We start from the raw sequence: 26,783 nt of genomic DNA, 5'->3' as shown, positions 1-26,783 counted from the left end.
GCTACGCGACACTCAACGCCCAGGCCAATAAAATTGCACATCGCCTGATCGGCATGGGCATCAGTGTGGATGACCGTGTTGCCATCTGCACGCAGCGCAGCCTGCAAATGATCGCGGGCCTGCTGGGCATTCTCAAGGCCGGTGGCGCCTATGTGCCACTGGACCCGGCTTACCCACTCGAGCGTTTGGCCTACACCCTCGGCGACAGCGCGCCAGTGGCGTTGTTGAGTCAGCGGTCAGTGCAGCACGCCCTGCCGGTGTCAGATGTGCCGGTAATCAGTCTCGACGATGCCGATTTGCAGGACGAGTCCGTCTCTAATCCGCAGGTGCCGGTAAAGCCCACGAGCCTGGCTTATATCATCTACACCTCGGGCTCAACCGGTCAGCCCAAGGGTGTGATGATCGAACACCGCAACGTTGCACGGCTGTTTTCGGCCACCGATGACTGGTTCGGTTTCAACGAAAAGGATGTCTGGGCACTGTTCCACTCGTTTGCCTTCGATTTCTCGGTCTGGGAAATCTGGGGCGCATTGCTGCACGGCGGACGTTTGTTGATCGTGCCGCAACTGGTCAGCCGCTCGCCGGAAGACTTCTACAACCTGCTGTGCAGCGCAGGAGTTACGGTGCTCAACCAGACGCCGAGCGCGTTCCGGCAACTGATCGCTGCCCAAAGCGAGAACGAGCAGGCGCACTTGCTGCGCCAGGTGATTTTCGGCGGTGAAGCGCTCGAAACGGCGATGCTCAAGCCGTGGTATGCACGCAACGTAAACTCTGGCACGCAACTGGTGAACATGTACGGCATCACCGAAACAACGGTGCATGTGACCTATTATCCATTGCAGCCCGAAGACGCCATGCGTGTCGGTGCCAGTCCTATCGGCAGGCGCATTCCCGATTTGCAGATGTATGTCCTCGACGCCCGCGGCGAGCCGGTGCCGGTAGGTGTGGTTGGCGAACTGTATGTTGGCGGTGCCGGTGTGGCGCGGGGTTATCTGAACCGTGAAGCGCTCACGGCCGAACGTTTCCTCGACAACCCGTTCAGCTATGCACCGGGTGCGCGCATGTACCGTACCGGCGACCTTGGACGATGGATGGCCGACGGTAGCCTGGAATACATGGGCCGTAACGACGAGCAGGTCAAGATTCGCGGGTTCCGTATTGAGCTGGGTGAGATCGCGTCTCGCCTGAACGATCATCCGGATGTCATCGACGCTGTGGTAGTGGCACGCGAGGATGTGCCGGGCGACAAACGACTGGTTGGCTATTACACCTGCGGTGAAGATAAAACCGGGCTGGATATCGAGCAGTTGCGTGCCTGGCTGTCGGGGCTGCTGCCCGAATACATGGTGCCTGCGGCGTTTGTAAGGCTGGCCAGCCTGCCAGTTACCGCGAACGGCAAACTGGACCGCAAAAGTTTGCCGGCACCGGATCGCGACAGTATCGCCAGCCGTGCCTATGAAGCGCCGCAGGGTACGATCGAAATCACCCTCGCCAGCCTCTGGGCCGAATTGCTGCATGTGGAGCAGGTTGGGCGTCAGGATAACTTCTTTGAACTGGGCGGCCACTCATTGCTCGCCGTGACCCTGATTGCGCGTATGCGTCGTCTGGACATGCGTGCCGACATTCGTGTTCTGTTTGTTCAGCCAACACTGGCAGCGCTGGCTGACGCCGTCGGTCGCGACACTGAAGTCAAAGTGCCGGCCAACCTGATCGATGCGCACTGCCAGCGCATTACACCCGAACTGCTGCCATTGGTAGCGCTGGATCAGCCAGCCATCGACCGTATCGTCGCGAAGGTGCCGGGCGGTGCCGCCAATGTGCAGGATATTTATCCGCTGGGCCCCTTGCAGACAGGCATTCTTTACCACCACCTGACCGCCGGGGACAGCGATCCCTACCTGTTGCAGCCGCAGTTCGCGTTCGCCGACGTATCGCGGCTGAACGCTTTCTGCGATGCATTGCAGCGGGTGATCGAACGCAACGATATGCTGCGCACCGCGTTGTTCTGGGAAGGTTTGCAAACGCCGGTGCAGGTGGTCTGGCGTCAGGCTCCCATGCACGTTCAAGAGACAGTGTTGCACGACCTTTTCAATGCCCCACGCATGGACCTTACTCAGGCACCGCTGCTGCATCTGGTTTATGCCCATGACCCGGCCAACCACAGGATTGCGGCGGTTCTGCGTTACCACCATGTGATCATGGACCATATTGCTCTTGATGTACTGAGCCATGAATTGCAGGCCGTACTGCTGGGCAACGAAGCTTCGCTCGCAGCGCCCGTGCCATACCGAAATTACATTGCCCACGTCCTGCAAGGGCCTGGCGACGAGGCCCATGAAGCGTTCTTCCGCGAGCAGTTGGGCGATGTCGATGAGCCGACCCTGCCTTACGGCCTGGTAATGGCATCGGCAGATCAGATTCCTGGCGAGGCCCGACTCACACTGGACATCGACCTGTGCCATCAGGTTCGTGATCAGGCAAGGCAACTGAGCGTCAGCGCCGCTACTTTGATGCACCTGGCCTGGGCTCAGGTCCTGGGGCAGTTGTCCGGGCGCGACAGCGTGGTATTCGGCACCGTACTGCTTGGACGGTTGCGCGGTGGCGAAGGCGGCGAGCGGGCCTTGGGTGTGTTTATCAACACCTTGCCGCTGCGCATGGACCTGGGCGGGCATTGCGCGCGCAGTACGGTGCTCGACCTGCACGCTCGTCTGGTCGGCATGCTCACCCACGAGCATGCTCAGTTGGCACTGGCCCAGCGATGCAGCGCCTTGCCGGCTGGCGCGCCGCTGTTCAATACGTTGCTCAACTACCGCCACAGCGCTGTGCCTGAGGTCGATGACCAGGCAAGCAACGCTGCATGGCAAGGGATTGAGGTCGTGCATGCAGAAGAGCGCAGCAACTACCCGCTGACCCTGTGTATCGATGACTTCGGCGATGCGTTCAGCCTGACAGCCCAGACTGCGCCGGGTATTGATCCGCAACGGATTTGCGCTTATGTGCAACAAGCCCTTGTCCATTTGGTGCAGGCACTGGAGCAGCAATCGGAAACGGCTTTGATCGAATCATCGGTGCTGCCGGAGGCTGAACACGCGCTGTTGTCGACCACGTTCAACAACACCCGTCGTGAATACCCCCGCGAGCAGCTCGTGCATCGCCTGTTTGAGCGCCGTGCTGCGCTGCATCCGCATGCAGTGGCTGCCGTGCATGGCCGCCGTTCGCTGACTTATGGGGAGCTGAACGAACGTGCCAACCACCTGGCCCATTACCTGCTGGGGCAAGGTGTGAAGCCCAATGAGCATGTGGCGATTCTGCTGCCTCGCTCGCTGGAACTGGTGATCAGCCAGTTGGCGATCGGTAAATGTGCAGCGACCTACGTGCCACTGGACGTCCACGCGCCTGCCGAGCGGCAGCATTACATGCTCGATGACTGCCAGGCGAAATACGTGTTGACGCAGAGTGCCATGTCGACAGCCTCATCCGTGCGGCGTATTGATCTGGACCGCCTGACTCTTGACGACCAGCCTGCGCATGATCCGGGCCTGCCACAGGCCTCTGATACAGCGGCTTACGTCATGTATACCTCTGGTTCGACGGGGGCGCCAAAGGGCGTACGTGTCGCCCATCGCGGTATCACCCGACTGGTGTTGAACAACGGTTATGCCGACTTCAACGAGCAGGACTGCATCGCCTTTGCCTCCAATCCGGCGTTCGATGCAAGCACCATGGAAGTCTGGGGCGCGTTGCTCAACGGCGGGCAGTTGTTGGTGATCGAGCACACCACGCTGATTGACCCGATGCGTTTCAGCGCGGCCCTGCGTCAGGGCAATGTCAGCGTGCTGTTTTTGACCACCGCGCTGTTCAACCAATACGTGCAACTGATTCCAGAGGCACTCGGGGGTCTGCGCCTGCTGCTTTCAGGCGGAGAGCGCGCAGACCCGGCCAGCTTCCGCAAACTGCTTGCCCAGGCACCGGGTCTGCACCTGCTGAACGCTTACGGCCCCACCGAGACAACCACCTTCGCCACTGCCTGCCAAGTAAGAACGCTGGCCGATGAGGCCGAGTACGTGCCTATCGGTCGACCCATAGGCAACACCAGTGTCTACGTGCTCGACGCTCATCAGCGCCTGACACCGCTGGGAGCTATCGGCGAGCTTTACATCGGTGGCGACGGTGTGGCGCTGGGTTATCTGAACCGCCAGGATCTGACCGACGAGAAGTTTATTGCCGACCCGTTCAGCGATCAGCCTGGCGCCATGCTGTACCGCACCGGCGATCTGGGTCGCTGGCTGGATGACGGCCAACTGGAATGCCTGGGACGCAACGACGATCAAGTGAAAATCCGTGGCTTCCGTATTGAGCTGGGCGAAATTGTCAATTGTCTGCACCAGTTGCCGGGGGTCAGAGAGGCCGTTGTTCTGGCTCGTGAGGACGAGCCGGGCAATGTACGTCTGGTTGCCTATTTCACCAGCCAGCCGGAGTCCGATGCCCCCGGGCCGGAGCAAATGCGTGCACATCTGCAGGCCAACCTGCCTGAATACATGGTTCCGGGAGCCTATATAGAGCTGACCGTGCTGCCGCTGACTGCCAACGGCAAACTTGACAGCCGTGCGCTGCCCAAACCGGATCACTCGTCGCTGCTGGGGCTGGCCTACGAGCCACCGCAGGGAGAGATTGAAGTGGCTCTGGCGCAGATATGGGCGGAAGTTCTACAGATTGAACAGGTAGGCCGCCACGACCACTTCTTCGATCTGGGCGGGCATTCCTTGCTGGCCATGCGCATGGTGTCGCAGGTGCGTCAACAGATGGGCATGGAGTTGCCATTGGGCGAACTCTTCGCGCTGGGCGAGCTGGCCGCCGTCGCCAGTGCGCTGGCCGGTGCCGGGCGTAGTGAACTGTCGCTGATCCTGCCTGCACCGCGTGATCAGTCGTTACCGCTGTCGTTCGCCCAACTGCGCTTGTGGTTCCTGGCGCAGATGGAGGGTGGCAATGAGGCGTACAACATCCCGCTGGCCCTGCGCATACAGGGCTTGCTGGATGTAGCTGCGCTGACCGCTGCGGTATCACGGATCGTCGAGCGCCACGAAACCCTGCGCAGCCGGTTCATCGCCTGCGAAGAGGGCGCAGAGGTGGTGTTTACTGCGCCTGCGGCCATGCCGGTCCTGCATGTTGAAGATCTGCGTCAAATGCCGGAAACACTGGCCGAACGTGTTGCTGTAGAGGCCACCGCAGCGTTCGATCTGACGCGTGGGCCGCTGATTCGTGGCTGCCTGCTACAGGTGGAAGACGAGCAGCATGTGTTGTTGCTGACGGTGCACCACATCGTCGCCGACGGTTGGTCGCTGGGCGTGCTGACTCGCGAATTGCTCGCGTTGTACCCGGCATTGCATCAAGGCAAGGACGATCCCCTGCCAGCTTTGGCTATTCAATACGCCGACTATGCGGTATGGCAGCAGGGCTGGATGAGCGGCGAGCGCTTGCAACATCAGGCAGCCTATTGGCGACAAGCCCTGGAAGGCGCACCGACGCTACTGACGCTGCCTGCCGACCGGCCCCGCCCGGCGCAGCAGGACTTCGCCGGTGCCAGCCTGAACGTGCGGCTGGACGGGCCACTGACGGCAGGCTTGCGAGCGCTGGCGCAACGGCAAGGCGTCACGCTGTACATGACCTTGCTGACCGCATGGGGCGCATTGCTGGCGCGTCTTTCCGGTCAGACCGAAGTGGTGGTCGGCAGCCCGATTGCAGGACGCGGTCGTGCGGCGCTGGAAGGGCTGATCGGGCTGTTCGTCAACACCCTGGCCGTGCGCATCGATACAGCCTCGGCGCTGACCGGTAATGCATTGCTGGCACAGGTCAGGGAGCGGGTACTGGAGGCTCAGGATCATCAGGACCTGCCATTCGAGCAGGTGGTGGAAATTGTCCGGCCGACCCGCAGCCTGGCTCACTCCCCGTTGTTCCAGACCACGCTCAACTGGCTGGCCGGGGAAACCTCGTTACCGGACATGGACGGTTTGTCGCTGAGCGTGGTCGAGCAGGAGAGTCAGGTCTGCAAGTTTGATCTGTCGTTGAACCTCGGCGAGCAGGGTGACTCGCTGTTTGGCACGTTGGAATACGCAACCGCGCTGTTCGATGAGCCCACGGTGCAGCGCTATTACGGTTATTTCGAACAGGTGCTGCACGCGCTGGTGAATAACGAAAACGCGGTGCTGGGTGATATCCCGCTGGTGGGCCCTCAGGAACGCGAGTATCTGCTTGAAAGCCTCAATGCCAGCGCGGTGAGTTTCCCGCAAGGCCAGACCGTTCATGGCCTGATCGAAGCTCAGGCCGCACGTCTGCCTGAAGCCGTCGCTGCCCGGGCTGGCGAACAGTCGCTAAGCTACGCAGAGTTGAACCGCCAGGCCAACAGCCTTGCCCATTATCTGATCAGCCTTGGCGTGCGCCCGGATGATCGGGTGGCGGTGGTTGCGCGCCGCGGGCTGGACACGCTGGTGAGCCTGCTGGCAGTGCTCAAGGCCGGTGCCTGCTATGTGCCGGTGGATCCGGCGCATCCCGATGAACGCCTTGGCTACCTGCTGACCGACAGCGCACCGGTGGTGGTACTTGCTCAACAGACCTTCATCGCACGCCTGCCAGCATTGGTGGTGCCGGTGATTGCGCTTGATCGACCCGAGTGGTCGGCGCAGGCGGATAATCCGCTGGTGGCGGGGCTGACGTCCCGCGAACTGGCTTATGTCATCTACACCTCGGGCTCGACCGGGCAACCGAAAGGCGTGATGGTCGAGCATGGCACCCTGGCCAATCTGGTGCATTGGCATTGCCAGGCGTTCGACCTGCATGCAGGCAGCCACACTGCCAGTGTTGCCGGTTTCGGCTTTGACGCAATGGCCTGGGAAATCTGGCCGGCGCTGTGTGCCGGTGCAACGCTGCACGTTCCACCTGCAGACATCGGTAACGAGCAGCTCGACGCGCTGCTTGACTGGTGGCTGGCGCAACCGCTGCAAGTAGCCTTTCTGCCGACCCCGGTGGCTGAATACGCGTTCAGTCGCGAGCTGCATCATCCGACCCTGCGCACGCTGTTGATCGGCGGCGACCGCCTGCGTCAGTTCCACCGTGACCCGGGCTTTGCCGTCATCAACAACTACGGCCCGACCGAGGCTACGGTGGTGGCCACCTCGGGCCGTCTGCTGCCGGATGGCAGCCTGGATATAGGCACACCGATTGCCAATACCCGCGTGTACCTGCTCGACGACCAGCAGCAACTGGTGCCCTTGGGCGTTGCCGGCGAGTTGTATATAGGCGGCGAAGGCGTGGCGCGTGGTTATCTGAACCAGCCGCAACTGACTGCCGAGCGCTTCCTGAGCGACCCGTTCAGTGGGCAGCCGCAAGCGCGCATGTACCGCACTGGCGATCTGGCGCGCTGGAATGACGATGGCACGCTGGATTATCTGGGCCGTAACGATGATCAGGTGAAGATTCGTGGTGTACGTATCGAGCTGGGCGAAATCGAGGCGCAGTTGGCGGCATTGCCGGGTATCGAGGAATCGCTGGTTCTGGCCCGCGAAGACGAGCCTGGGCAACCACGTCTGGTGGCGTACTTCATCGAACACGCCGCTGCCTCCGCCATTGAGGTCGCCGGACTGCGTGCCGAGATGCTGGCTCGTCTGCCAGGCTATATGGTGCCAAGCGCTTTTGTGCGCCTTGACGCCTGGCCGCTGACCGCCAATGGCAAGGTGGATCGCCGCGCCTTGCCTGTCCCGGACCGCGACGCTCTGCCGGGGCGTGAATACGAGCCGCCGCAAGATGAACTGGAAATAGCCGTTGCCGAGATCTGGAGCGATTTGCTGCAGGTCGAGCAGGTAGGGCGCAACGACCACTTTTTCGAACTCGGTGGCCATTCGCTACTCGCCGTCACCCTGATCGCTCGCATGCGTCGTCGTGGCATGGACGCAGATATTCGCGTGTTGTTTGCCCAGCCAACCCTCGCGGCCCTGGCCCGCGCCATCGGCAACGGCAGTCAGGTGAAGGTTCCGGCCAACCTGATCGGTACGGATTGCACCTCGATCACCCCGGACCTGCTGCCCTTGGTGAAGCTGGATCAGGCAGGTATTGATCGCATCGTCGCCAGCGTTACCGGCGGTGCGCCCAATGTTCAGGACATCTACCCGTTGGGGCCTTTGCAGGCAGGTATTTTCTATCATTACCTGTCAGCCGGTGACGATGACCCTTATCGCTTGCAGGCACGCTTTGCATTTGCCGACCGCTCGCGGCTGGATGCCTTTTGCCAAGCGTTGCAGCAGGTCATCGCCCGTAACGATGTGCTACGTACGTCGCTGTGCTGGGAAGGCCTGGAAACACCTGTGCAAGTGGTATGGCGTCATGCCGACCTGCCGGTGATCGAATTGCCGCTGGCGGCACTGGCCGATCCCGAACCGCTGGACCTTGTCCGTGCACCGCTGCTGCGTCTGGTGCACGCCGATGACCCAGACAACCAGCGTATCGTCGCGGTACTGCTGTTCCATCACCTGATCATGGACCACGTTGCCCTCGACCTGCTGAGCCGGGAATTGCAGGCAGTACTGCTGGATCAGCAGGCGCAACTGCCCGCGCCAGTGCCTTACCGCAATTACATTGCGCAGACCTTGCTGGGGGCGGGTGAGCACGCGCATGAAACGTTCTTCCGCGAGCAATTGGGTGACCTGGACGAACCCACCTGGCGTATGGCCAGACTTCGCTGCCGGGGCCGGATGTTCCGAGTGAAGCCAGGCTGCGCCTGGATTCGGCGCTGAGCCAGCGGTTACGCGATCAAGTACGGCAACTGGGTGTCAGCCCTGCCAGCCTGATGCACCTGGCCTAGGCTCAGGTACTGGGCCGCTTGTCCGGGCGCGACAAAGTGGTGTTCGGCACCGTACTGCTCGGTCGCCTGAACGGCACCGAGGGGACAGAGCGCACGCTCGGGGTGTTCATCAACACCTTGCCGCTGCGCATTGACCTCTTCGGTCAGAGCACACGCGATGCGGTGTTGCAGACCCATATGCGTCTGACCGGATTGCTTGCCCACGAGCATGCCTCGCTGGCAATCGCCCAGCGTTGCAGCGCCTTGCCTGCGGGCGCGCCGTTGTTCAGCGCGTTGTTGAACTACCGCCACAGCACTGCGCCCGGAGAGCACGACGAGGCTGCCGAAAAAGCCTGGCAGGGGATCGAACTGTTGCAGGCCGGTGAGCGCAGCAGCTACCCGTTGACGCTCAGCGTCGATGACCTGGGCGAGGCGTTTGACCTGTCGGCGCTGACCAAGACGGGCATCGATGCCCGGCGTGTCTGCGCGTACCTTTCCTGCGCCGTAGAGAACCTGGTGATCGCCCTTGAGCAAAAACTTACCGCGCCGATTCAGTCGCTGAATATTCTGCCGGTCACTGAACGAAACGAACTGCTCGATGGCTTCAATGCCCAAGCGCTCAGCCCAGAGAACCCGCTGACCATTCACCAGCGTATTGAGCAACAGGCGCTTGATCAGCCGCACGCTGTGGCTGCCCAGGCAGGCGACCAGCGCTTGAGCTACGCGGAGCTGAATGGCCGTGCCAACGCACTGGCCCATCACCTTATCGGCTTGGGCGTACGTCCGGATGACAGTGTAGCGGTAGTGGCGCGGCGCGGGCTTGAAACACTCACCGGCTTGCTAGCGGTGTTGAAAGCCGGGGCAAGCTATGTGCCGGTCGATCCGGCACATCCAGACGAGCGCATCGGCTATCTGCTTGAAGACAGCGCACCTGTCGTGGTGCTGGCTCAGTCCGGCCTGCTGGCGCGTCTGCCCAGCCTGGCTGTACCGGTGGTTGTCCTAGATCGCCCGGACTGGTCGCAACGCACCGACAACCCGCATGTTCCGCAAATGACCACGCGTCAACTGGCTTACGTGATTTATACCTCGGGGTCCACCGGACTGCCCAAAGGCGTGATGGTCGAGCATCGGACGCTGAACAATCTGGTGGACTGGCACTGTCAGGCATTCGATCTGCGTGCGGGCAGTCATACCGCCAGCGTTGCCGGGTTTGGTTTCGACGCGATGGCCTGGGAAGTATGGCCTGCGTTATGTGCCGGTGCGGTATTGCATCTGCCGCCTGCGGAGATTGGCAACGAACAGCTTGATGTGTTGCTCGACTGGTGGCTGGCGCAACCTCTGCAAGTCGCGTTTCTGCCGACACCGGTGGCCGAATATGCATTCAGTCGTGAGTTGCGCCATCCGACCCTTAAAACCTTGTTGATTGGTGGCGACCGTTTGCGTCACTTCAATCGCGACCCTGGTTTCGCGGTGGTCAACAACTACGGTCCGACGGAAACCACGGTGGTTGCCAGCTCCGGTCTGATGGAGCCGGGCAAGGTCTTGCACATCGGCAAGCCTGTTTCCCATGCGCGGCTTTATGTATTGGATTCGCAGGGCCAGCCTGTGCCGCTAGGGGTGCCCGGCGAGTTGTATATCGGCGGCACAGGCGTAGCACGTGGCTATCTGAACCGCCCGGAGCTGACCGCCGAGCGCTTCGTTGATGATCCTTTCAGCGACAGCAGCGAGGCCAGAATGTACCGCTCCGGCGACCTGGTGCGCTGGCTGGCTGACGGGACCCTTGAATACCTGGGCCGCAACGACGATCAGGTCAAAATCCGTGGGGTACGCATCGAGCTGGGCGAGATTGAACAGCACCTGGCGCAATGCCCGGGCGTTGGCGAAGCCGTTGTGACTACGCAACGTCTGGAAGATGGCTCGTTGCGCCTGGTGGGCTACTTCACCCGTCGCGACGCTGCGCTCGACAGTGCTGCATTGAGAGCGCACCTGCTAGGGCAATTGCCGGAATACATGGTGCCTGCGGTCTTTGTCGGTCTGGATGCACTGCCGTTGACCCAGAATGGCAAGGTCGACCGCAAGGCCTTGCCAGCCCCGGACATGGCCGCGCTGGCGAACCATGCTTATCAAGCGCCGACCACGGCATTGGAGGAGCGTCTGGCGCAGCTGTGGGCCGAGGTTCTGGAAGTGGGCCGAATCGGCAGACACGACAGCTTCTTTGAGCTGGGTGGCCATTCGCTGTCGGCGATCCGTCTGGTCAGCCTGCTGCAAAAAGCAGGCTTGTCACTGTCTCTGGCCGAGTTGTTCCAGCATCCGAGCATCGCAGCGCTGGCCGGATTGCTCGACCAGCGTCCGACACCCTCGGTTGAAGCTCAGGAGGTCGTCACGGTAAGGGCAGGTGGCAGCGAACCGCCTCTGTTCCTGATTCATGACTTTACCGGTCTGGATGCTTACTTTCCGGTCCTTGGACAACACCTGCAGGGCGACTTCCCGATCTACGGCTTGCCGGGGGTTGGCCTTGGCCAGCAGCAATTGCGCACCATGGAATGCCTGGCGGCGCGGCTGGTGGAACGTATTCGGCAGGTCCAGCCACGCGGTCCTTACCGGCTGGCAGGCTGGTCGTTTGGCGGGGTTCTGGCCTATGAAGTGGCGACTCAACTGCTCGGTATGGACGAGCCCGTAGCATTTCTCGGCCTGATCGACAGCTACGTGCCGCGCCTGACTGATCAGGGCAAGGCCCGCTGGCAAGGACCTGACCTGCTTGAGCGGCAATTACTGTCGCACTGCATCGCGCACTGGAAAGCCCAGAGCGGGGCGGGTGCTGCTGCATTGGCGCGTCTGACCTCATTGAGCGGACAGACGACCCTGCCAGACTTTGAAACCCTACTGAAACTTTGCCGCGACGAGGAGCTGCTGTACGAGGAACTCGCGCAGGCCAGCGATCAACAGTTGCATCACTACCTGGACCGGGAAGTGGCGCACGGTCACGCCCTGGCGCATTACCAACTGGAACCGCTCGGTTTGCCGATCCACCTGTTCTGCGCAGAGCAGCGTCCAATGGCACCGACAGGCACCAGTCCTACACTGGGCTGGGGCGAAGTCCTGCCAAAAGGCCAGTTGCGTTGTGTCAGCGTGCCTGGGGACCACATGACAATGATGCAGGCACCTCACGTGGATACGCTCGGTCGGAGTATCAGTGCGGCGTTGCATGCAGTACCCGATACACCGCCGTCGACACCGGCTTATCAATCGCTGTTGGCCATCCAGAGCGGGCGGGATGGACATGCGCCATTGTTCTGCGTGCCGGGTGCCGGTGACAGCGTCACCAGTTTCATCGGCCTGGCCGAAGCGCTGGGGCCTGACTGGCCTATCTATGGTCTGCAGCCGCGAGGTCTGGACGGCCGCAGTGCTCCGCACAGCAGGGTGGAAGCTGCAGCGCAGAGCCATGTGCAAGCCATCGAAGCAATGTATCCACACGGCCCATTGCATCTGGTTGGGCATTCCTTTGGTGGCTGGGCGGCGCATGCCATGGCCGTCAAGCTTCAGGCTCGTGGTCGCGAGGTTGTCTCGCTGACCCTGATCGACAGCGAAGCGCCTGGTGGCGACGGACTGCGCAGCAAGCCCTATACCGCGACGGCAGTGCTGGAGCGGCTGATCGAAGCGTTGCAGTTGTCCGCTGGCAGAAGCCTGGAAATCGACCCTCAAGTGTTTGCCGACAGCGATGGAGACACTCAACTGCACCTCCTGCAACAGGCCATGGTGCGCGTCGGGCTGTTGCCACCGCGTCTGGCAGCACAGGCACTGCAAGGGATTGTTCGTACATTTGCCAGCGCGATACGGACTGTCTATCGACCAGAGCCGGGAGGCTACAGCGGCAGGGCCAGCCTGGTGCTGGTGGATGATCCGCAACTGGATGCTCTGGACAATCAGCTCGAGCAGGCGTCATCTGCAACAGGGTGGCAACACCTGATACCGCAGTTGACGCTATGGCAGGGACCGGGCAATCACTTCAGCGTCCTCAAGGCACCAGACGTTTACAGTCTGGCGGCCTGGTGGTACGACGGATTGGCAATTGGCGTGGGAGAAACGCAATGAACCGTTTGACAGGACAGGCAGGCCAGCGCTACTGGCGGTAAGGCGGCATGGGCGGGGTGATCGATATCGCCCCGTCCTGTGGCATTGGCTACCTATTGCGCTCTTGAAAGTTTTTCAACAGGCTGAACAAGCGCTTTCCGATGAGCCATACATCCAGCGCATCAGCGAGTGCCGACCGCTGATGCCCAGTTTGATGGCGGCGCGGCGCTGGTAACTGCCTACCGTATTGACCTTGAGCGCAAGCCGTTCGGCCTGTTCGATTGCGGTATGACCGGCGAGCAAACCGATGCACACCTGCATTTCCCGCTCGGACAATGTCTGACCTGTTTCGCGCAACCGGTCATGAAAACGCTCTTCAACGCTTTCGGTTTTTTTCGGTTCGACAGTGATCATTGTCATTTGCAAGGCATTGACATGTCTTTCGAGTATCGAGAATAAAAGCGGGGAGATAGTGCTTAGCTGACGACGTTCATTGTCCGAAAACTCATGCGCAGGCAGCGCCCTGAAGACGGTTATCTTGCAGCTGAAGTTCTCCGAGGCCTGCGCGGGATAAAGATGGATCGAGTCGCTGAGCAGCAGGGTGCCGGGTGAGGACGTCACCGTTTCGTTGAAAACCGTGGGTGCCGACGCGGGCAACGTTTGCCATGGCTGTGGCAGTGAGGAGAGGTGGGTGGCATCCACGGCAAGCTGAGTATCGATAAGCTTGTGGAACATGCTGGAAAAATGGCCGCTGCCGATGCTGGCTATGGCCCTGCCTATGTGGGGTAGTAGTGTGTGTGGCATTGAGTCATCCATGATTTCAGAAATGCTGACACTAGCTTAGACGTTAAACGCAAACAGCGGTCACATCAACTTGGCCGTGGGTGATGTGGCCGCTAGATGCCCGCGTTAGATGCCTCTTAGAACACGGCTAGTTGAAGTGAGCCAAGAATAACGATCTGATGTTACATAAATAATGAGTCATCACAAACAGTGATTATCGTTGGCGGTGCGAAAGGCAGGGCAGGCGGGCATATCGAGCCGGGGCGACGTCCTGTCACCTGACGCGGTTGCTCGGCAAGCGTCTATTTGCCGAGCATGAAGCGGGTTACAAGGCGTGTCAGCCGTCCATAAGGTGCCGAGACCTTGTCAGACATGTTGAAGCGACTCAACGTGAGAACACCGCGTGCATGGGACAGACGAACGAAGCCCTCATAGCCGTGATAGGCCCCAGTGCCACTTTGCCCGACGCCGCCGAACGGCAGATCATCCTGAGTCGCGTGCAGCATGGTGCCATTAATGGTCACACCACCGGATTGTGTCCGGTTCAGCACCTGATTCACGGACGTCTGGTCGTTGGAAAAACAGTAAAGGGCCAGAGGCGCGGGGCGATCATTGATGAAGGCTATGGCTTCATCCAGGGAGTCATAGGCAAGTATCGGCAGCAGCGGACCAAAAATCTCTTCCTGCATCAGGTCCGCATCGAGCGGTACATCCGTGAGCGCCATGGGCGCAATTTTACGTTCGAGGGTCGACACCGGCGCACCGTGTTGCCATGCTTTCGCCCCCTTTGAGATGGCCTGGTTGGCCATGCTCACGAGGCGGTCGTGGTGGCGCTGGGAGATGATCGAGGTGTAGTCCGGGTTACCTTCGAGTGTCGGATAAAGTTTTTTCGCGGCGGCCAGCCACTCGCCGGCAAAACTGTTTACATGTTCGCGCGGGACCAGTATGTAGTCGGGTGCGACGCAGGTCTGCCCAGCGTTGAACAGTTTGCCGATAGCAAGCATCCGTGCCGCTTTTTTAATCGAATAGTCCTCGCAGATCACCACCGGTGATTTGCCGCCCAGCTCCAGTGTCACCGGCGTCAGGTTACGCGCAGCCGCCGCCATGACATGGCGACCTACATAGGTCGACCCGGTGAACACCAGGTGGTCAAAGGGCAGTTCACTGAACTGGCTTGCCAGCAGGGCATCTCCGGTGACCACTGTGACCTGCTCGGCGGAGAATGTTTCACCCAGCAATTGCCGGAGCAGCTCAGAGGTTCTGGGGGTCAATTCCGAAGGTTTGATCATCACCCGGTTGCCCGCTGCCAGTGCCTCTATCAAGGGCACCAGCGTCAGCGTCAGCGGATAGTTCCAAGGCGCGAGAATACCGACTACGCCCAGCGGCTGATAAATGACCCTGGCAGTCGCAGGCTTGAAAACAATACCCACCTTGCGTCTGGAGGGCCGCATCCACGCCTTGAGATGCGAGCGAATGTGCTTGATGCCATTGATGACAGGCATCAGCTCGCCGAGCCTGGTTTCAGCGAACGAGCGGTTGCCGAAATCTGCGCTGACCGCTTCGAGCAACCTGTCCTGATTGTCGCTGACCACTCGCAGAATGGCGTTGAGGTCGGCGATTCGTTGAGCGTAAGAGGGCACCCCTTGAGAGCGAACTGCAGCTTTCTGCGCCTCAAACAGCTCGGTTAGCCCCGGAGCGGGAGACGGCGTAGTGGGCGTGATCCTTGCGGGCTGATTCATGAAGCTGCTCCTGTGGCTGCGTGTTTTTATAAGATAGATGCAGTGTTGCGATTACGTTCTGGCTCACGTAACCGTACAGAACCATCGCCAACCGATGAAGGGGCGATCCGGCCGGTTCAAGTGGCCGAAACGGTCAACCTGTTCTTGCGTATTCACTTGTCAGGTGCAGGTTCGGGATCAAGGCGATCCAGATGGCTGACGATCATTGCCGCCACCATGGCGCAGGTCTTCGCCGGGTCGAGGGGCTCATCGAACAGCAATTCGATGGTGGCGTGAATCATCTCGACCGCCACACGGGCAACCATTGCTATCTGCTTGGGGTCAGCCTCGGGAATGGCGCTGGCAATAATCGCGGCCTGGGCTTTGGACACCCTGCGGTGAGAGTCGAGCCGCACATGCTCCAGCGCAGGAACCGCCCTTAAAGCCTTCAGCGTCCACATGCCGCCCAGCGTGGCTTCGGTAACCCGGTAAGTATCCAGAATCAGTTCGGCAAGCGCCTGCTCCAGAGCCTGCGGCGTACCTGCGATCAGCTCGGGGGTGATCCAGTGATCAATCCGCTCGTTCTGCTTCTCCAGCAAACGTTCGCCAAGAACCGTCAACAGCGCGTACTTATTGGGGAAATAGCGGTACAGCGCTGGCGGTGTAAGGCCTGCCCGTTCGCACACCAGATTGGTCGACAAGCGCTCTATACCCACCTCGCACAAGGTGTTTGCGGTGGCGACCAGAATACGTTCGTAGGTTTCAGTAGCGCGTTGCTGCGCAGGCAGCTTCTTGCGCTCGGCGGTTTTGCCTGCGACCTGCGCAGGAAAGGGTTCAGTTTTCAGCCTGGCCATAAGTACCTGTCAAAAAAGAGTGGGGCGTCAGCAGGACGGTCGAAAAAAACAGTTGCTCCACGATAAAATGATAGCTATAACTATCGTGTAGCGATGACTATCATAACTGAAGCGTCGTTAGTGTGACGGTCTGTTAAAACAAAAAATAAAAAAAGGTGACGCTATGAACGCACGGCAATGGCTTTTCCTCTCTTCTGTTCTGATGTGCTCCACCGGTATTCATGCTGCTGCGGGACCGCTGGAGGCAAAGGGCCTTTGGTTGACGGCGGAAAAAGACGCCGTGGTCAAGCTTGACGACTGCGCAGACAAGGTAGGCGCCATCTGCGGGCAGGTTGTCTGGGTCAAGGATGTTGCCTCGACGTCGAGTGACTGCGGTGTACAGATTCTACAGCTGACCCGCTATGACCAGGATGCCTGGCGCGATGGCTGGGTGTACGACCCCCGTGATCAGAAAAAATATAAGGGCGCTGTCCGGGTCAAGGACGGACGCCTCAATGTAAGGGCTTTTGTCGGCACCGAAGTTCTCGGCAGGACAGAGCAATTCGAGCGTATCGCAACACTGCCTCCTGCCCCGGTTTGCAAATTGTAAATCCGGCCCCTCAGCGTGGGAGAGAATCATGCGCACTTATTCAACTCGCTATGTAATGGCTGCAGCATTGTGCTCCGCAGCAGGCAGCACCCTGGCTATCGCAGATGAAATGTCGAGCTACGCGGTGGATATCACCGCCAAGGCCAGCTCGGACATTCGCACCCGCGGCATTTCCGATTCCCTGAATCGTCCGGGGGCCAGAGTAACCATTCAGGTCGCTCATGAAACAGGCCTGGTGGCGCTCGCCGAATTTTCTACGGTCAGCAAGAAGCAGTTCCTCGACGGTGATGGTCTGGGAGTGCTGCTCGCAGGGGGTTATCGCTTTGGCGATCCCGATGCCTGGCACTATGGTGTGGGGCTGGCGACGGAGATGTTTCCTGGGGCTCAGTTCAAAGCGCCCAATCGCTTCGATTTCGAGACCTTCACGCCGGGCGATGAGCACACGACCAATTACAACAGTCAGTTCGCCGTGCTGGAAATCGGTTATGGCGCACTTGAAGGCCGAATTGCCAGGGTTCTGTCGAAGAACTACCGGGGCGCCAACAGCGGTGGCGTGTGCGGTGCGCAATTGCAGTTCCGCGAGGACCCGACCAAAGGCCTGGAATGCTACGCCAAGGGTGACCAGAACTCCCGAGGCAGCATGTTGTATGACCTGGATTATAAATACGCGCTGGGCATCAATACCAACCTCAAACTGCACGCCGGTTATCAGCAGATCGCCAACTTTTCGGAAGCGAACTTCGCTGACTACGGCGTAGGTCTGGTCCATCACTGGTGGGGCTTTGACTGGGGACTCGACTGGGTGACATCCAAGACCCGGGCGCGTGAGCTGTATATGGCCGAAGACGACGGACATGTGCGAACCACGGATGGCAATCGCTGGGTGGCGTCGATTTCCCGCACATTCTGAGTAGACCTTTATGACTTCGCTTTTCATTTCCCGGACGCCTGAGGCGGTTACCGGCCTGGAGCAACTCGTCCTCGCGATTGACCTGGGAACGTCCGGCTGCAAGTGCGCACTGGTCTCCATGGAGGGAGACATCCGTGCCTGGGCGTTTCACGGTGTGCCGTTGCATGTCAGTGGCTTGAGTGCAGAACAGGAGCCGGAGGACTGGTGGAATGCTTTCATGGTTGGCGCCAATGAGTTACTGGGAGCCGACCCGCTCAGGCGTCGTCAGGTCGTGGCCATCTGTTGCTCCACGCAAAGCGAAGGCACGGTCTGTGTCGACCGCAATGGGGCCGCGATTGGCCGGGCACTGCTGTGGCTGGACAAGCGCGGCGCCGACTCCATCAAACAGCGAATGGGCGGAGGCTGGTGCAATCTGGGCGGCTACGGGCCACTCAAGCTCTGGCGTTCGTTGCGACTGACAGGCGGGGTGGCGTCTCTGTCCGGGATGGACTCGGCCGGGCACATGGCCTACATCCTTGATCATGACCCTGCACGGTATGAAAAGACCCACAAGTTCCTGAATGTTCTCGACTACATGAACATGCGGTTGTCGGGTCGTTACTGTGCGACAGGCGACTCGATGCTGACCGCCTGGATTACCGACAACCGGGACCCTCACCGCATTCGCTACGATGACGGGCTGATAAGGGCGCTGGGCATCGACGCTGACAAACTGCCTGAGCTGGTGGGCTCGACCGAAGTCATTGGCACATTGAAACCCGAGCTGGCAGATGTACTGGGGCTACCTCGATCAACGCCCGTGGTTGCGGGTGCCGTAGACACTTCGGCAGTGGCTGTTGGTGCCACGGTGCGTGACTTTGCTCCACACCTTTATCTGGGCACCTCGTCCTGGGTCGGCGCTCATGTACCGTTCAAGAAATCCAGTGTCCGTCACCATATTGCTGCGGTTCCCAGTGCGGTCAAGGGCCGTTATCTGGCAATGGCCATGCAGTCGGCTGCAGGTGCCAACCTGTCGTTTTTGCGTGACAAGGTGCTTTACCACCCGGACGAGTTGTTGAGCGATGAGCAACAGCCGGATGTGTATGCCTTGCTTGACCGTATTGCAGCGCGTGTGCCGCCGGGTTCGCGAGGGCTGATCTACACGCCATGGCTGTGTGGCGAACGCTCCCCGGCTGGTGATCCGAGCCTGCGTGCCGGCTTGATCAACCTGAAACTCGAACATTCCAGGGAAGACATTATCCGGGCCTTCATGGAAGGCGTTGCCCACAACACACGCTGGATGCTGGAGCCGTTCTCGCGGTTTATCGGCCAGTCGAGCGGAATCATCGTCGCCACCGGCGGCGGAGCGCAATCGGATGTGTGGTGCCAGATCATGGCCGATGTCTGCGGGCGGGTCATTCAGCAACCGCACAATCCTATTCAGACCAACGCCCGCGGCGCTGCGTTCATCGCTGCGGTAGCGCTCGGGAAGTTGCAGTTCGACGATCTTCCGACACTGCAAAGGCCGCATCGACTGTACGAGCCATCCCGCTCAACCCGAAACCTGTATGACGACCGCTTCGCCACGTTCAAGGAAGTCCGCAAACGCCTGGCACCGCTGTATCGCAGGTTGAACCCATCGCAGGAGACGACACCATGAACAATGTCCAACAACAGATCGTCGACCTGTCGCGGCACCTCTCACGCCGCGGCTTCTTCGCCGCCACCGGCGGCAACCTTGCGCTGCGTATCGACGCGCTGCACATCGCGGTCACACCGTCGGCCACCGATTATTTCAGCATGCGACCGGAGGATATCTGCGTTCTGCGACTCAAGGATCTGCAGCAACTGTCAGGTGAACGTTCGCCTTCGGTGGAAAGCGAGTTGCACGCCAAAGTCCTGCGCAGTCGCCCGGATGTCAATTGCAGTATCCACACCCACCAACCCCTGGCCAGCGCTTGCACATTGTTCGGCAAAGCGCTGGACGTGCCTTACCCGCCGCTATGGAAGTCGCTGGGCAAACGCATTCAACTGGTGGGTTACGCGCCGTCCGGCTCCGGCTGGCTGGCCGGCAAGCTCGGCAGGGCCATCCGGCCGGATCACAACGTTTACCTGATGCGCAATCACGGCGTTCTGTGTTGCGGTGCGGATATCGAGACCACCCTGACGCGCCTGGAGGACCTGAAAACATTCTGTCGTGATCATCTTGTCAACCATATCAAAGTCAATACCCGTGGAAAACCTGAGTCACGCGCTGCAGTGGCCCGCCTGATCAATGCCCTGACCAGTTCCAGCTCGCACGCACTCAGCCCTCAGACTTTTTCAGAGACTCAATCATGAACAAACCTCTTGATCCTGCCAGCATGCCTGCAATTCCCGAATCGGCTGTATCGCAATGGCCGGACGTCGATTCCCTCTACCGCCGGTTCGACGAACTGGTGAAGCAGCCCATTCGCCCGATCAAACGCGAAGCGATGAGCAAGGTCATGGGCTATTTCGACGAGCGCTGTCAGGGCTCCAAGCGTCTTTCCGAGGCAGCCAAAAAAGTCATACCGGGAGGTGTGCAACACAATCTTGCGTTCAACTATCCGTTTCCGCTGGCCTTCGCCCAGGCCAAAGGTGCGCACCTGACGGATGTCGACGGCAACCGCTACACCGATTTTCTACAGGCCGGTGGCCCCACTTTGTTGGGTTCGAATCACCCGGTCATTCGCGAACAGGTCAACCGTATTCTCGATGAATGCGGGCCGGTGACCGGCTTGCTGCATGAGTACGAGGTCAAGCTCGCCGAACTGGTCTGTGAAGTGATGCCCGGTGTCGACATGCTGCGCTTGCTGGGCTCGGGCACTGAAGCGGTGATGGCAGCGGTATGCCTGGCACGCGCCTACACCCGCAAGAAGTGGGTGATTAAAATCGGCGGCGCCTATCACGGCTGGAGCGATCAACTGGTCTACGGCATGCGCTTGCCGGGCACTGGACGCATGGAGGCAGTTGGTATTCCGCGAGGCGCTACGGCAAACACCCAGGAGAGCCCGCCCAATAATCTGGATGCATTACGCCGCAGACTGCAGATCAATCGCCTTCGTGGCGGCACTGCAGCGATTATGGTCGAACCCTTTGGCCCGGAAAGTGGCACACGCCCGGTACACGCCGACTTCAACCGACAGTTGCGTGCACTGTGTAACGAATTTGGCGCACTGCTTATTTTCGACGAAGTAGTCACCGGGTTCCGTGCGGGTCTGGGCGGCGCGCAAGCTTATTTCAATGTCATGCCAGACATCACGGTACTGGGTAAATGCCTGACGGGAGGCTACCCGATGGCGGGTGCCATTGGCGGACGCAGAGATGTGATGCAACTGCTTGCCGGTGGCATTGGTACATCTTCCCGAAGGGCGTTCGTGGGCGGGACGCTGTCGGCCAACCCGCTGTCGTGCGTCGCCGGTTATTACGCGCTGCTGGAGGCGCGCCGCCTGAATGCGCCGGCGCTAGCGGGCAGGGCGGGCGACCGCATGCGCGCAGGACTTGATGAAATCATCAATCGGCGCGGCTTGCCCTATGTAGCCTACAACATGGGCTCTATCGTTCATCTGCAGACCTCCGGTGTGTTGCTGCTCGACACCAGTAATCCGCTCAAGCTGCTGAGGGCACGCAATGAGGCCAAGACCCGCAAGCACATGATGGAGGAGATGGGGGCTGCGTATACCGCTCATGGCCTGATCACCCTCGCGGGCAGCCGTATCTACACCAGCTTGGCAGACACCGACGACGTCATTGATGACGCGCTCGAGCGGTTCGACGCCGTTTTTCAATTGGTGTGAGGTGAGCACCATGCACGATTTACTTCGAAAACAGTGGTTTGAGCTGCGCGAACGGATGATGGGTCAGGTGGACTCACACAGCAGTATTTCCTTGCGCTTGCCAGGCGAACAGGGCATGTGGCTGGGGAAACTCGACGACCTGGCACCCCAGGCTGTCGCGTTGTCCGATTCCGCAGAGGACGAGCGCCAGACCCACGCGGCGATCTATAGGGTTCGTGCCGATGTCGGCGCAATCCTGATCGGCGGTGGGGCCTTTGCAAAAAGCCTTGTCGATTTTGGCGGGGTCCTGCCGATTCTATTTGATGAGCAGGCGCGTCATATAGGCCACATGGGTTCGCCCGCCAGTGCTGATAGCCCCCTGGCACATGCATTGACGCGTGGCGGCAATGCCGCCGTTATCGATGGAACTCCGGTTGTGATGGGCACCACAGGCCCTCGAATGGTGCTCAACGCAGAATTGTTCGAGAAATGCGCGAAAGCCTACACCCTGGCCAAGGCGTGCGGCACACACCTCACGCTGCTGCCTTGGTGGGTGGTGCTGGTCGCCAACGGAAGGCTGATGAAAGACGAGAAGCGGGCGGCGCAGTGCTTTGCCGAAGGCAAGATCCCACCAGAAACCCGCGGTTACTAAAGCTTCTCAAGAGGCGCATGCCATGCAAACGTCGTCCGCTGTAACTCGCAGGCATTTGAGTGCCGCATTGGCACTGGGCTCTGTCGCGGTACTGATGGTGGGGCTGCAGCCGCTGCTGCTGGGCGAATTGCTCGCGCAAAACCATGTGTCGCTTGAGGGCGTAGGGCTGGTAGCCATGGGCGAAATCGTGGCGCTGGGGCTGGGCGTGGTAATGGGTGACTTACTGCGGTCAATGCTCAACCTGCGCCTGCTTACGGTCATCGCCATTCTGTGCGCAGCCGGAATGGACCTGGTTACGGCCAATGTTACTGGCGACGGGCCGTTAACGGCGGCTCGTGCGCTGGCGGGACTGGCCGAGGGGCTACTGTTATGGGGGGCCGTGAGCCTGATCGTTCAGGGGCCTGCGCCGGATCGGGTCGCAGGTGTGTTCATGGTGGTCCAGACACTGGCTCAGGCGCTGATAGCTGCAACACTTGCATACCTGATATTGCCTGATCAAAGCGTCTACGCAGGCTTTGTGTTTCTTGGAATTCTGACCGCAGGCTCCGTGCTGTTTGTTGCCTGGCTACCCAAACGCCTGCCGCAACAGCCTGACAAACAACCGGATACATCAGGCTTCAAATGGAACCTGAAGCAGGTCCTGCTCTTGATGCTGGTGTTCATGCAGCTCTCGGCGGTAGGCGGGCTTTGGGCGTACCTGGAACCGCTGGGCATTCACGCAGGACTGGATGCGCACTCAGCGCAATTGCTTGTCTCGGCGATGCTGTTCATGCAGGTCCTGGGCGGCTGTCTGGGCATTTTGCTGGTGCGCCGGGTGCCTGACTATTCGATGCTGGCAGCCGCCGCACTGCTCCTGGCGAGCATTGCGCTGGGCATGTATGTAACGGCTTATCAGGGCGTGAGCGTATTTCTGGGCCTGTGCGGTCTTTTTGCCCTGATCTACCTGATGTTGACGCCGTTTCAGGTGCGCATTGCGCTTCAAATCGACCCCTCGGGACGCATCGCCGGGCTCATTCCGGGCATGCAACTGCTCGGCTGCGCATTCGGACCGTTGCTGGCGTCGCAGTGGGTGTCTGACGACAACGCTCAACCGGTGCTGCTGGTCAGTGTCTGGCTGTCGGTTACGGCGCTGTTTCTGGTTGCGCTGTTGCACCGGCGGGCCGTCAGTAGAAGGGTTGGCGTGGCACGCAGAGCTTGAACCGTGCGCGAGCAGCAGCGGCGGAGCCATTGCAGTTGAAAGGCACGCCGCCTTCGGAGTTATTTTGAAACTGGTGGTGTCTGGATCGTTCAGGTGATGCTGCTGACATGCAGACTGCCGCGACGCATTTGGGCACTTGCCGAAAGCGCTATGCCTCTCCAGCGTGTGACATCGAGCGCAGATCCACCTCAGGCGTTAGATGGCACCTCATGATCCGTAATCCACATACCGCGCCATAAGGTTAGGGCGGCTAAACGTATCGATCGCATAAATCCGCTGCCACATGGCATCGACCTCGGCCTTGAACGTGGCGTCATCCATGTCGACCCAGTAGCGAGGGTCGCGACCGCGCTGCTGATCGTAGCTGGCAGTGACCGGATCCAGGTGCCGGTATGGTTCAAACAGTGGAATGTCCGGAATCGGGCCGCTGGTGTCCATGTAGTTTTGCAGGAAGTCCCAGAGTGCGCAGGGGCGTTGCTGGAAGTCGTCCGCGTTCATCAGCATATGAAAATTGATCTTACGGTCTTCATAGCGATGCTGAAGCAGTAGCCCGTATGTAGGACCGTGAAGATTATGGGTGGTGGTCATGTAGGCATCGAACTCATAAAAAGGCGCAACGAATTCGTCGATCACACCTTCTTTTCGATGGCGTTTATAGTCGAATATCGTGACCAGACCGGTTCTGCGATTAAGCTCCCAGAGTGGGCCTTTTGGGGGGCGGAGCCAAACCAGAGGGAAATGGTAAATGACGACGTGGCCTATAAGCCAAAGCAGTAAAGGGCTACCTAAATACAACGGGTAGGCCCCTAAAAGTAAGTCTACGGTTACCGCCTGCCATGGTTTATGGGATACCGATATCAGAGACAGGTGTGCTAGCACTATGAAAGGGGAGAGCACGATAAATCCTCCTTTCCCGAGTTGTAATGAGATCAGCCAAAACCGTGACCAGCGTGGAAGAGGCGCAAATCTGAAATGCTCGTGGTTACACTTGTAGTGGTCAACTGATCCCGGACACGACGTTAAGGTTTTTCTCGTACTGAGCGGGCGCCATTCCATCATTGAACTGGTGTGGCCGAATCCAGTTGTAACGATGCATCAGGTAATGACTGATATCCCGCTGAGCCTCTTGGACCGTCATGTAGCCCACGGTCGGTATCCACTCAGTTTTCAAGCTGCGGAACACACGCTCCATCGGCGAGTTGTCGTAGCAATTACCCCGGCGGCTCATGCTCTGGCGTATGCGGTATCGCCAAAGCCGCTGGCGAAACTGTCGGCTCCCGTATTGGACGCCCTGGTCGGAATGAAACAGCAGGCCCTGAGGCTTGCCGCGTTGCTCATAAGCCATGTCCAGCGCCTTGATCACCAAGTCCGTATCCGGTTTGTTCGAAAACGCCCAGCCCACCACCCGACGCGCGTAAAGATCCATAACCACCGCCAGGTAATGCCATTTTCCTTGCGCCCAGATGTAGGTGATGTCGCCACACCAGACCTGATTGGGCGCGGGTACATCGAACTCCCGATTCAAAATGTTCGGAATGTCAGGCCGCTCCACTGTTGCTTTTTTATAAGCATGCGAGCCTGGTTGCTTGCTGATTAATCCCAGCTCCCGCATCAAGCTACGCACCTTGAACCGACCGATTTGCTCGCCATCCGCCTGCATCATCGACACGATACTGCGGCTGCCGGCAGCGCCTCGACTTTGCCCGAACAGCTCATTGACTCGGCTAAGTAAACGAACCCGCTCGGCGTCTGGAGACCGACGCCGCAGGCAATGGTTGTAGTAGCACGAGCGAGGTACCTCGAACACTTCGCACAGCAATTCGATTGGCTCATGGACACTGAGCTGATCAATCAGCGCATGCGCTCGTGCTCTTCCGACATCAAGAGCGCGGTGGCCTTTTTTAAAATGGATTTCTCCCGCTCAAGACGGGCGATCCGGGCTTCGAGCTCCTGGATTTTTTGCTGCTCGGGCGTGAGGGCTTTGCTCTGTGGAGTGACACCGTTGCGCTCTTGTTGAAGCTGGTTGACCCAGCGACGCAGCGCAGATTCGACCACCCCAAGCGAGCGGGAGGCTTCGATATGGCTATAGCCTTGATCGAGCACGAGGCCTGCGGCCTCGCGTTTGAATTCAACGGAAAAGGTACGGCGTTGTTTGGTCATCAGACACCTCTATCTGGCGATATTCTCGCCTAAATGAGTGTCCGGAACCATTAGACCACTACAACGTGGCGCTCTTCAAGGACCCGGAAGAACCGGACAAAGGCCGTTTCTACAATTGCCCGGCGGGTTGGACCTGCGAGTTGGAAAACAGCGAGATGCTTAAGGAAACTCTGAAAAAGACTTCCTAATTTGGCAAAATCTCCGGACACCGGTCGCCGAGCTTTTCGATGATGAAACAGATGACCTTCGCCGACGCCGAGTATGCCGGCAAGCGCAAGCAGACCCGTAAGGAATTGTTCCTGATCGAGATGGATCAGGTGGTGCCCTGGAAAGGTTTGATTGCCCTGATTGAGCCCTATTATCCAAAAGGAGAAGGTGGCCGGCCCGCCTACCCACTGATGGCGATGCTGCGTGTTCATCTGATGCAGAACTGGTTCGGCTACAGCGATCCGGCGATGGAAGAAGCGCTGTATGAGACGACCATCCTGCGTCAGTTTTCAGGCCTGAGCCTGGAGCGAATTCCAGACGAAACCACCATTCTCAACTTCCGTCGTCTGCTGGAAAAGCACGAGTTGGCGACCGGGATTCTCGGCGTAATTAATGGTTATCTGGGCGACCGTGGCTTGTCGTTGCGTCAAGGCACCATCGTCGATGCCACGCTGATTCACGCGCCCAGTTCGACCAAGAACAAGGATGGCAAACGCGATCCTGAGATGCATCAAACCAAGAAAGGTAACCAGTACTATTTCGGCGCCAAGGCTCACATCGGCGCCGACGACGAGTCAGGCCTGGTGCACAGCGTGGTAGTAACAGCGGCCAATGTGGCAGACGTCACGCAGGTTGCCAAACTGCTGCACGGCGAGGAAAACGTAGTCTGCGCCGACGCAGGTTACACCGGGGTCGAGAAGCGCGAAGAACACGCTGGGCGCAAGGTCATTTGGCAGATTGCCGCCCGCCGCAGCACTTACAAAAAGCATGGAAAACGCAGTATTTTGTACAAGGCGATCCGCAAAATCGAGAAGGCCAAGGCCCAGGTTCGCGCCAAGGTCGAGCATCCGTTTCGGGTCATCAAACGCCAGTTTGGCTATGAAAAAGTGCGCTTTCGGGGCTTGGCCAAGAACACCGCGCAGATGGTGACGTTGTTCGCCCTGTCAAACCTGTGGATGGCCCGCCGACATTTGTTGGCGAGCGCAGGAGAGGTGCGCGTGTAATGCAGGAAATGGTTACCGCAAAAGGCTTTGC

15 protein-coding genes and 1 pseudogene are annotated in these 26,783 nt (G+C 59.6%); 11 read left to right on the top strand and 5 right to left on the bottom strand.

What is annotated here, in order from left to right; all coding sequences use genetic code 11:
• Positions 1-53 precede the first annotated feature (53 nt).
• Together LJU29_RS29645 and LJU29_RS29640 are read left to right on the top strand one after the other, a co-directional pair.
• Positions 54-8,783, top strand: coding sequence for a non-ribosomal peptide synthetase (locus LJU29_RS29645; protein WP_257110856.1), 8,730 nt, complete (start codon positions 54-56; stop codon positions 8,781-8,783).
• Between the two features lie 86 nt (positions 8,784-8,869).
• The gene (locus LJU29_RS29640) at positions 8,870-12,922 is read left to right on the top strand and encodes a non-ribosomal peptide synthetase (RefSeq protein ID WP_257110855.1); all 4,053 of its coding nucleotides are present in this window, start codon (positions 8,870-8,872) and stop codon (positions 12,920-12,922) included.
• 114 nt (positions 12,923-13,036) lie between these two features.
• Here the strand turns inward: LJU29_RS29640 and LJU29_RS14785 are convergent, their stop codons facing one another.
• The 3 genes from LJU29_RS14785 to LJU29_RS14775 all read right to left on the bottom strand — a co-directional run bounded on the left by LJU29_RS14785 (position 13,037) and on the right by LJU29_RS14775 (position 16,256).
• Positions 13,037-13,705 carry a helix-turn-helix transcriptional regulator gene (locus tag LJU29_RS14785; protein ID WP_042915731.1) on the bottom strand — a complete coding sequence of 223 codons (669 nt, stop codon included), beginning with the start codon at positions 13,703-13,705 and terminating at the stop codon, positions 13,037-13,039.
• A 281-nt stretch (positions 13,706-13,986) separates the two neighbouring features.
• A complete protein-coding gene (locus LJU29_RS14780; protein WP_057453864.1) occupies positions 13,987-15,423 on the bottom strand; it encodes a coniferyl aldehyde dehydrogenase in 1,437 nt (478 codons plus the stop codon).
• A 152-nt stretch (positions 15,424-15,575) separates the two neighbouring features.
• Positions 15,576-16,256, bottom strand: coding sequence for a TetR/AcrR family transcriptional regulator (locus tag LJU29_RS14775; protein WP_005777396.1), 681 nt, complete (start codon positions 16,254-16,256; stop codon positions 15,576-15,578).
• A 163-nt stretch (positions 16,257-16,419) separates the two neighbouring features.
• Here LJU29_RS14775 and LJU29_RS14770 point away from each other — a divergent pair, with 163 nt between their 5' ends.
• The 7 genes from LJU29_RS14770 to LJU29_RS14740 are packed head-to-tail and all read left to right on the top strand — an operon-like array spanning position 16,420 to position 23,381.
• Positions 16,420-16,845: a DUF2147 domain-containing protein gene (locus LJU29_RS14770; protein WP_005758379.1), complete on the top strand. Its 426-nt coding sequence runs from the start codon at positions 16,420-16,422 to the stop codon at positions 16,843-16,845.
• A gap of 28 nt (positions 16,846-16,873) precedes the next feature.
• Positions 16,874-17,755, top strand: a complete 882-nt coding sequence (locus tag LJU29_RS14765) for a TorF family putative porin (RefSeq protein ID WP_122322279.1) — start codon at positions 16,874-16,876, stop codon at positions 17,753-17,755.
• Positions 17,756-17,765: 10 nt separating this feature from the next.
• Positions 17,766-19,394: a xylulokinase gene (locus LJU29_RS14760; protein WP_057453865.1), complete on the top strand. Its 1,629-nt coding sequence runs from the start codon at positions 17,766-17,768 to the stop codon at positions 19,392-19,394.
• Positions 19,391-20,074 carry a class II aldolase/adducin family protein gene (locus LJU29_RS14755; RefSeq protein ID WP_257110854.1) on the top strand — a complete coding sequence of 228 codons (684 nt, stop codon included), beginning with the start codon at positions 19,391-19,393 and terminating at the stop codon, positions 20,072-20,074. The genes LJU29_RS14760 and LJU29_RS14755 overlap by 4 nt, the downstream gene beginning before the upstream one ends.
• Positions 20,071-21,552: an aspartate aminotransferase family protein gene (locus LJU29_RS14750; protein ID WP_257110853.1), complete on the top strand. Its 1,482-nt coding sequence runs from the start codon at positions 20,071-20,073 to the stop codon at positions 21,550-21,552. Before LJU29_RS14755 ends, LJU29_RS14750 begins: the two co-directional genes overlap by 4 nt.
• 10 nt (positions 21,553-21,562) lie before the next feature.
• Positions 21,563-22,183 carry a class II aldolase/adducin head domain-containing protein gene (locus tag LJU29_RS14745; RefSeq protein WP_057453867.1) on the top strand — a complete coding sequence of 207 codons (621 nt, stop codon included), beginning with the start codon at positions 21,563-21,565 and terminating at the stop codon, positions 22,181-22,183.
• A 22-nt stretch (positions 22,184-22,205) separates the two neighbouring features.
• Positions 22,206-23,381 carry an MFS transporter gene (locus tag LJU29_RS14740; protein ID WP_057422362.1) on the top strand — a complete coding sequence of 392 codons (1,176 nt, stop codon included), beginning with the start codon at positions 22,206-22,208 and terminating at the stop codon, positions 23,379-23,381.
• Between the two features lie 207 nt (positions 23,382-23,588).
• Here LJU29_RS14740 and LJU29_RS14735 read toward each other — a convergent pair whose 3' ends face one another.
• Positions 23,589-24,437 (bottom strand): hypothetical protein, encoded by an 849-nt coding sequence (locus tag LJU29_RS14735; protein WP_257112735.1) that lies wholly within the window; start codon positions 24,435-24,437, stop codon positions 23,589-23,591.
• A protein-coding gene (locus LJU29_RS14730; RefSeq protein ID WP_122320854.1) for an IS3 family transposase occupies positions 24,379-25,541 on the bottom strand; the annotation gives its coding sequence in 2 pieces (ribosomal slippage) (positions 24,379-25,286 and positions 25,286-25,541; 1,164 coding nt in all). Before LJU29_RS14730 ends, LJU29_RS14735 begins: the two co-directional genes overlap by 59 nt.
• 71 nt (positions 25,542-25,612) lie before the next feature.
• Here LJU29_RS14730 and LJU29_RS14725 point away from each other — a divergent pair.
• Positions 25,613-25,705 (top strand): annotated as a pseudogene (locus tag LJU29_RS14725) (hypothetical protein); the annotation flags it as partial.
• A 66-nt stretch (positions 25,706-25,771) separates the two neighbouring features.
• Entirely contained in the window at positions 25,772-26,752 is a 981-nt protein-coding gene (locus tag LJU29_RS14720) for an IS5-like element ISPsy2 family transposase (RefSeq protein WP_054078085.1), read from the top strand.
• Positions 26,753-26,783 lie beyond the last annotated feature (31 nt).

Origin of the sequence: Pseudomonas ficuserectae, assembly GCF_024584585.1 — a bacterium.
GTDB classification, from domain to species: domain Bacteria; phylum Pseudomonadota; class Gammaproteobacteria; order Pseudomonadales; family Pseudomonadaceae; genus Aquipseudomonas; species Aquipseudomonas amygdali.
This window is presented reverse-complemented; position numbering and strand designations above follow the sequence as displayed.

Coding starts and splice junctions, on each gene's coding strand:
- LJU29_RS29645 (WP_257110856.1), top strand. CDS start 54: ATGGGCATCAGTGTGGATGACCGTGTTGCCATCTGCACGCAGCGCAGC.
- LJU29_RS14720 (WP_054078085.1), top strand. CDS start 25,772: ATGAAACAGATGACCTTCGCCGACGCCGAGTATGCCGGCAAGCGCAAG.
- LJU29_RS14770 (WP_005758379.1), top strand. CDS start 16,420: ATGAACGCACGGCAATGGCTTTTCCTCTCTTCTGTTCTGATGTGCTCC.
- LJU29_RS14760 (WP_057453865.1), top strand. CDS start 17,766: ATGACTTCGCTTTTCATTTCCCGGACGCCTGAGGCGGTTACCGGCCTG.
- LJU29_RS14740 (WP_057422362.1), top strand. CDS start 22,206: ATGCAAACGTCGTCCGCTGTAACTCGCAGGCATTTGAGTGCCGCATTG.
- LJU29_RS14735 (WP_257112735.1), bottom strand. CDS start 24,437: ATGGAATGGCGCCCGCTCAGTACGAGAAAAACCTTAACGTCGTGTCCG.
- LJU29_RS14775 (WP_005777396.1), bottom strand. CDS start 16,256: ATGGCCAGGCTGAAAACTGAACCCTTTCCTGCGCAGGTCGCAGGCAAA.
- LJU29_RS14785 (WP_042915731.1), bottom strand. CDS start 13,705: ATGCCACACACACTACTACCCCACATAGGCAGGGCCATAGCCAGCATC.
- LJU29_RS14780 (WP_057453864.1), bottom strand. CDS start 15,423: ATGAATCAGCCCGCAAGGATCACGCCCACTACGCCGTCTCCCGCTCCG.
- LJU29_RS14745 (WP_057453867.1), top strand. CDS start 21,563: ATGCACGATTTACTTCGAAAACAGTGGTTTGAGCTGCGCGAACGGATG.
- LJU29_RS14765 (WP_122322279.1), top strand. CDS start 16,874: ATGCGCACTTATTCAACTCGCTATGTAATGGCTGCAGCATTGTGCTCC.
- LJU29_RS14750 (WP_257110853.1), top strand. CDS start 20,071: ATGAACAAACCTCTTGATCCTGCCAGCATGCCTGCAATTCCCGAATCG.
- LJU29_RS14755 (WP_257110854.1), top strand. CDS start 19,391: ATGAACAATGTCCAACAACAGATCGTCGACCTGTCGCGGCACCTCTCA.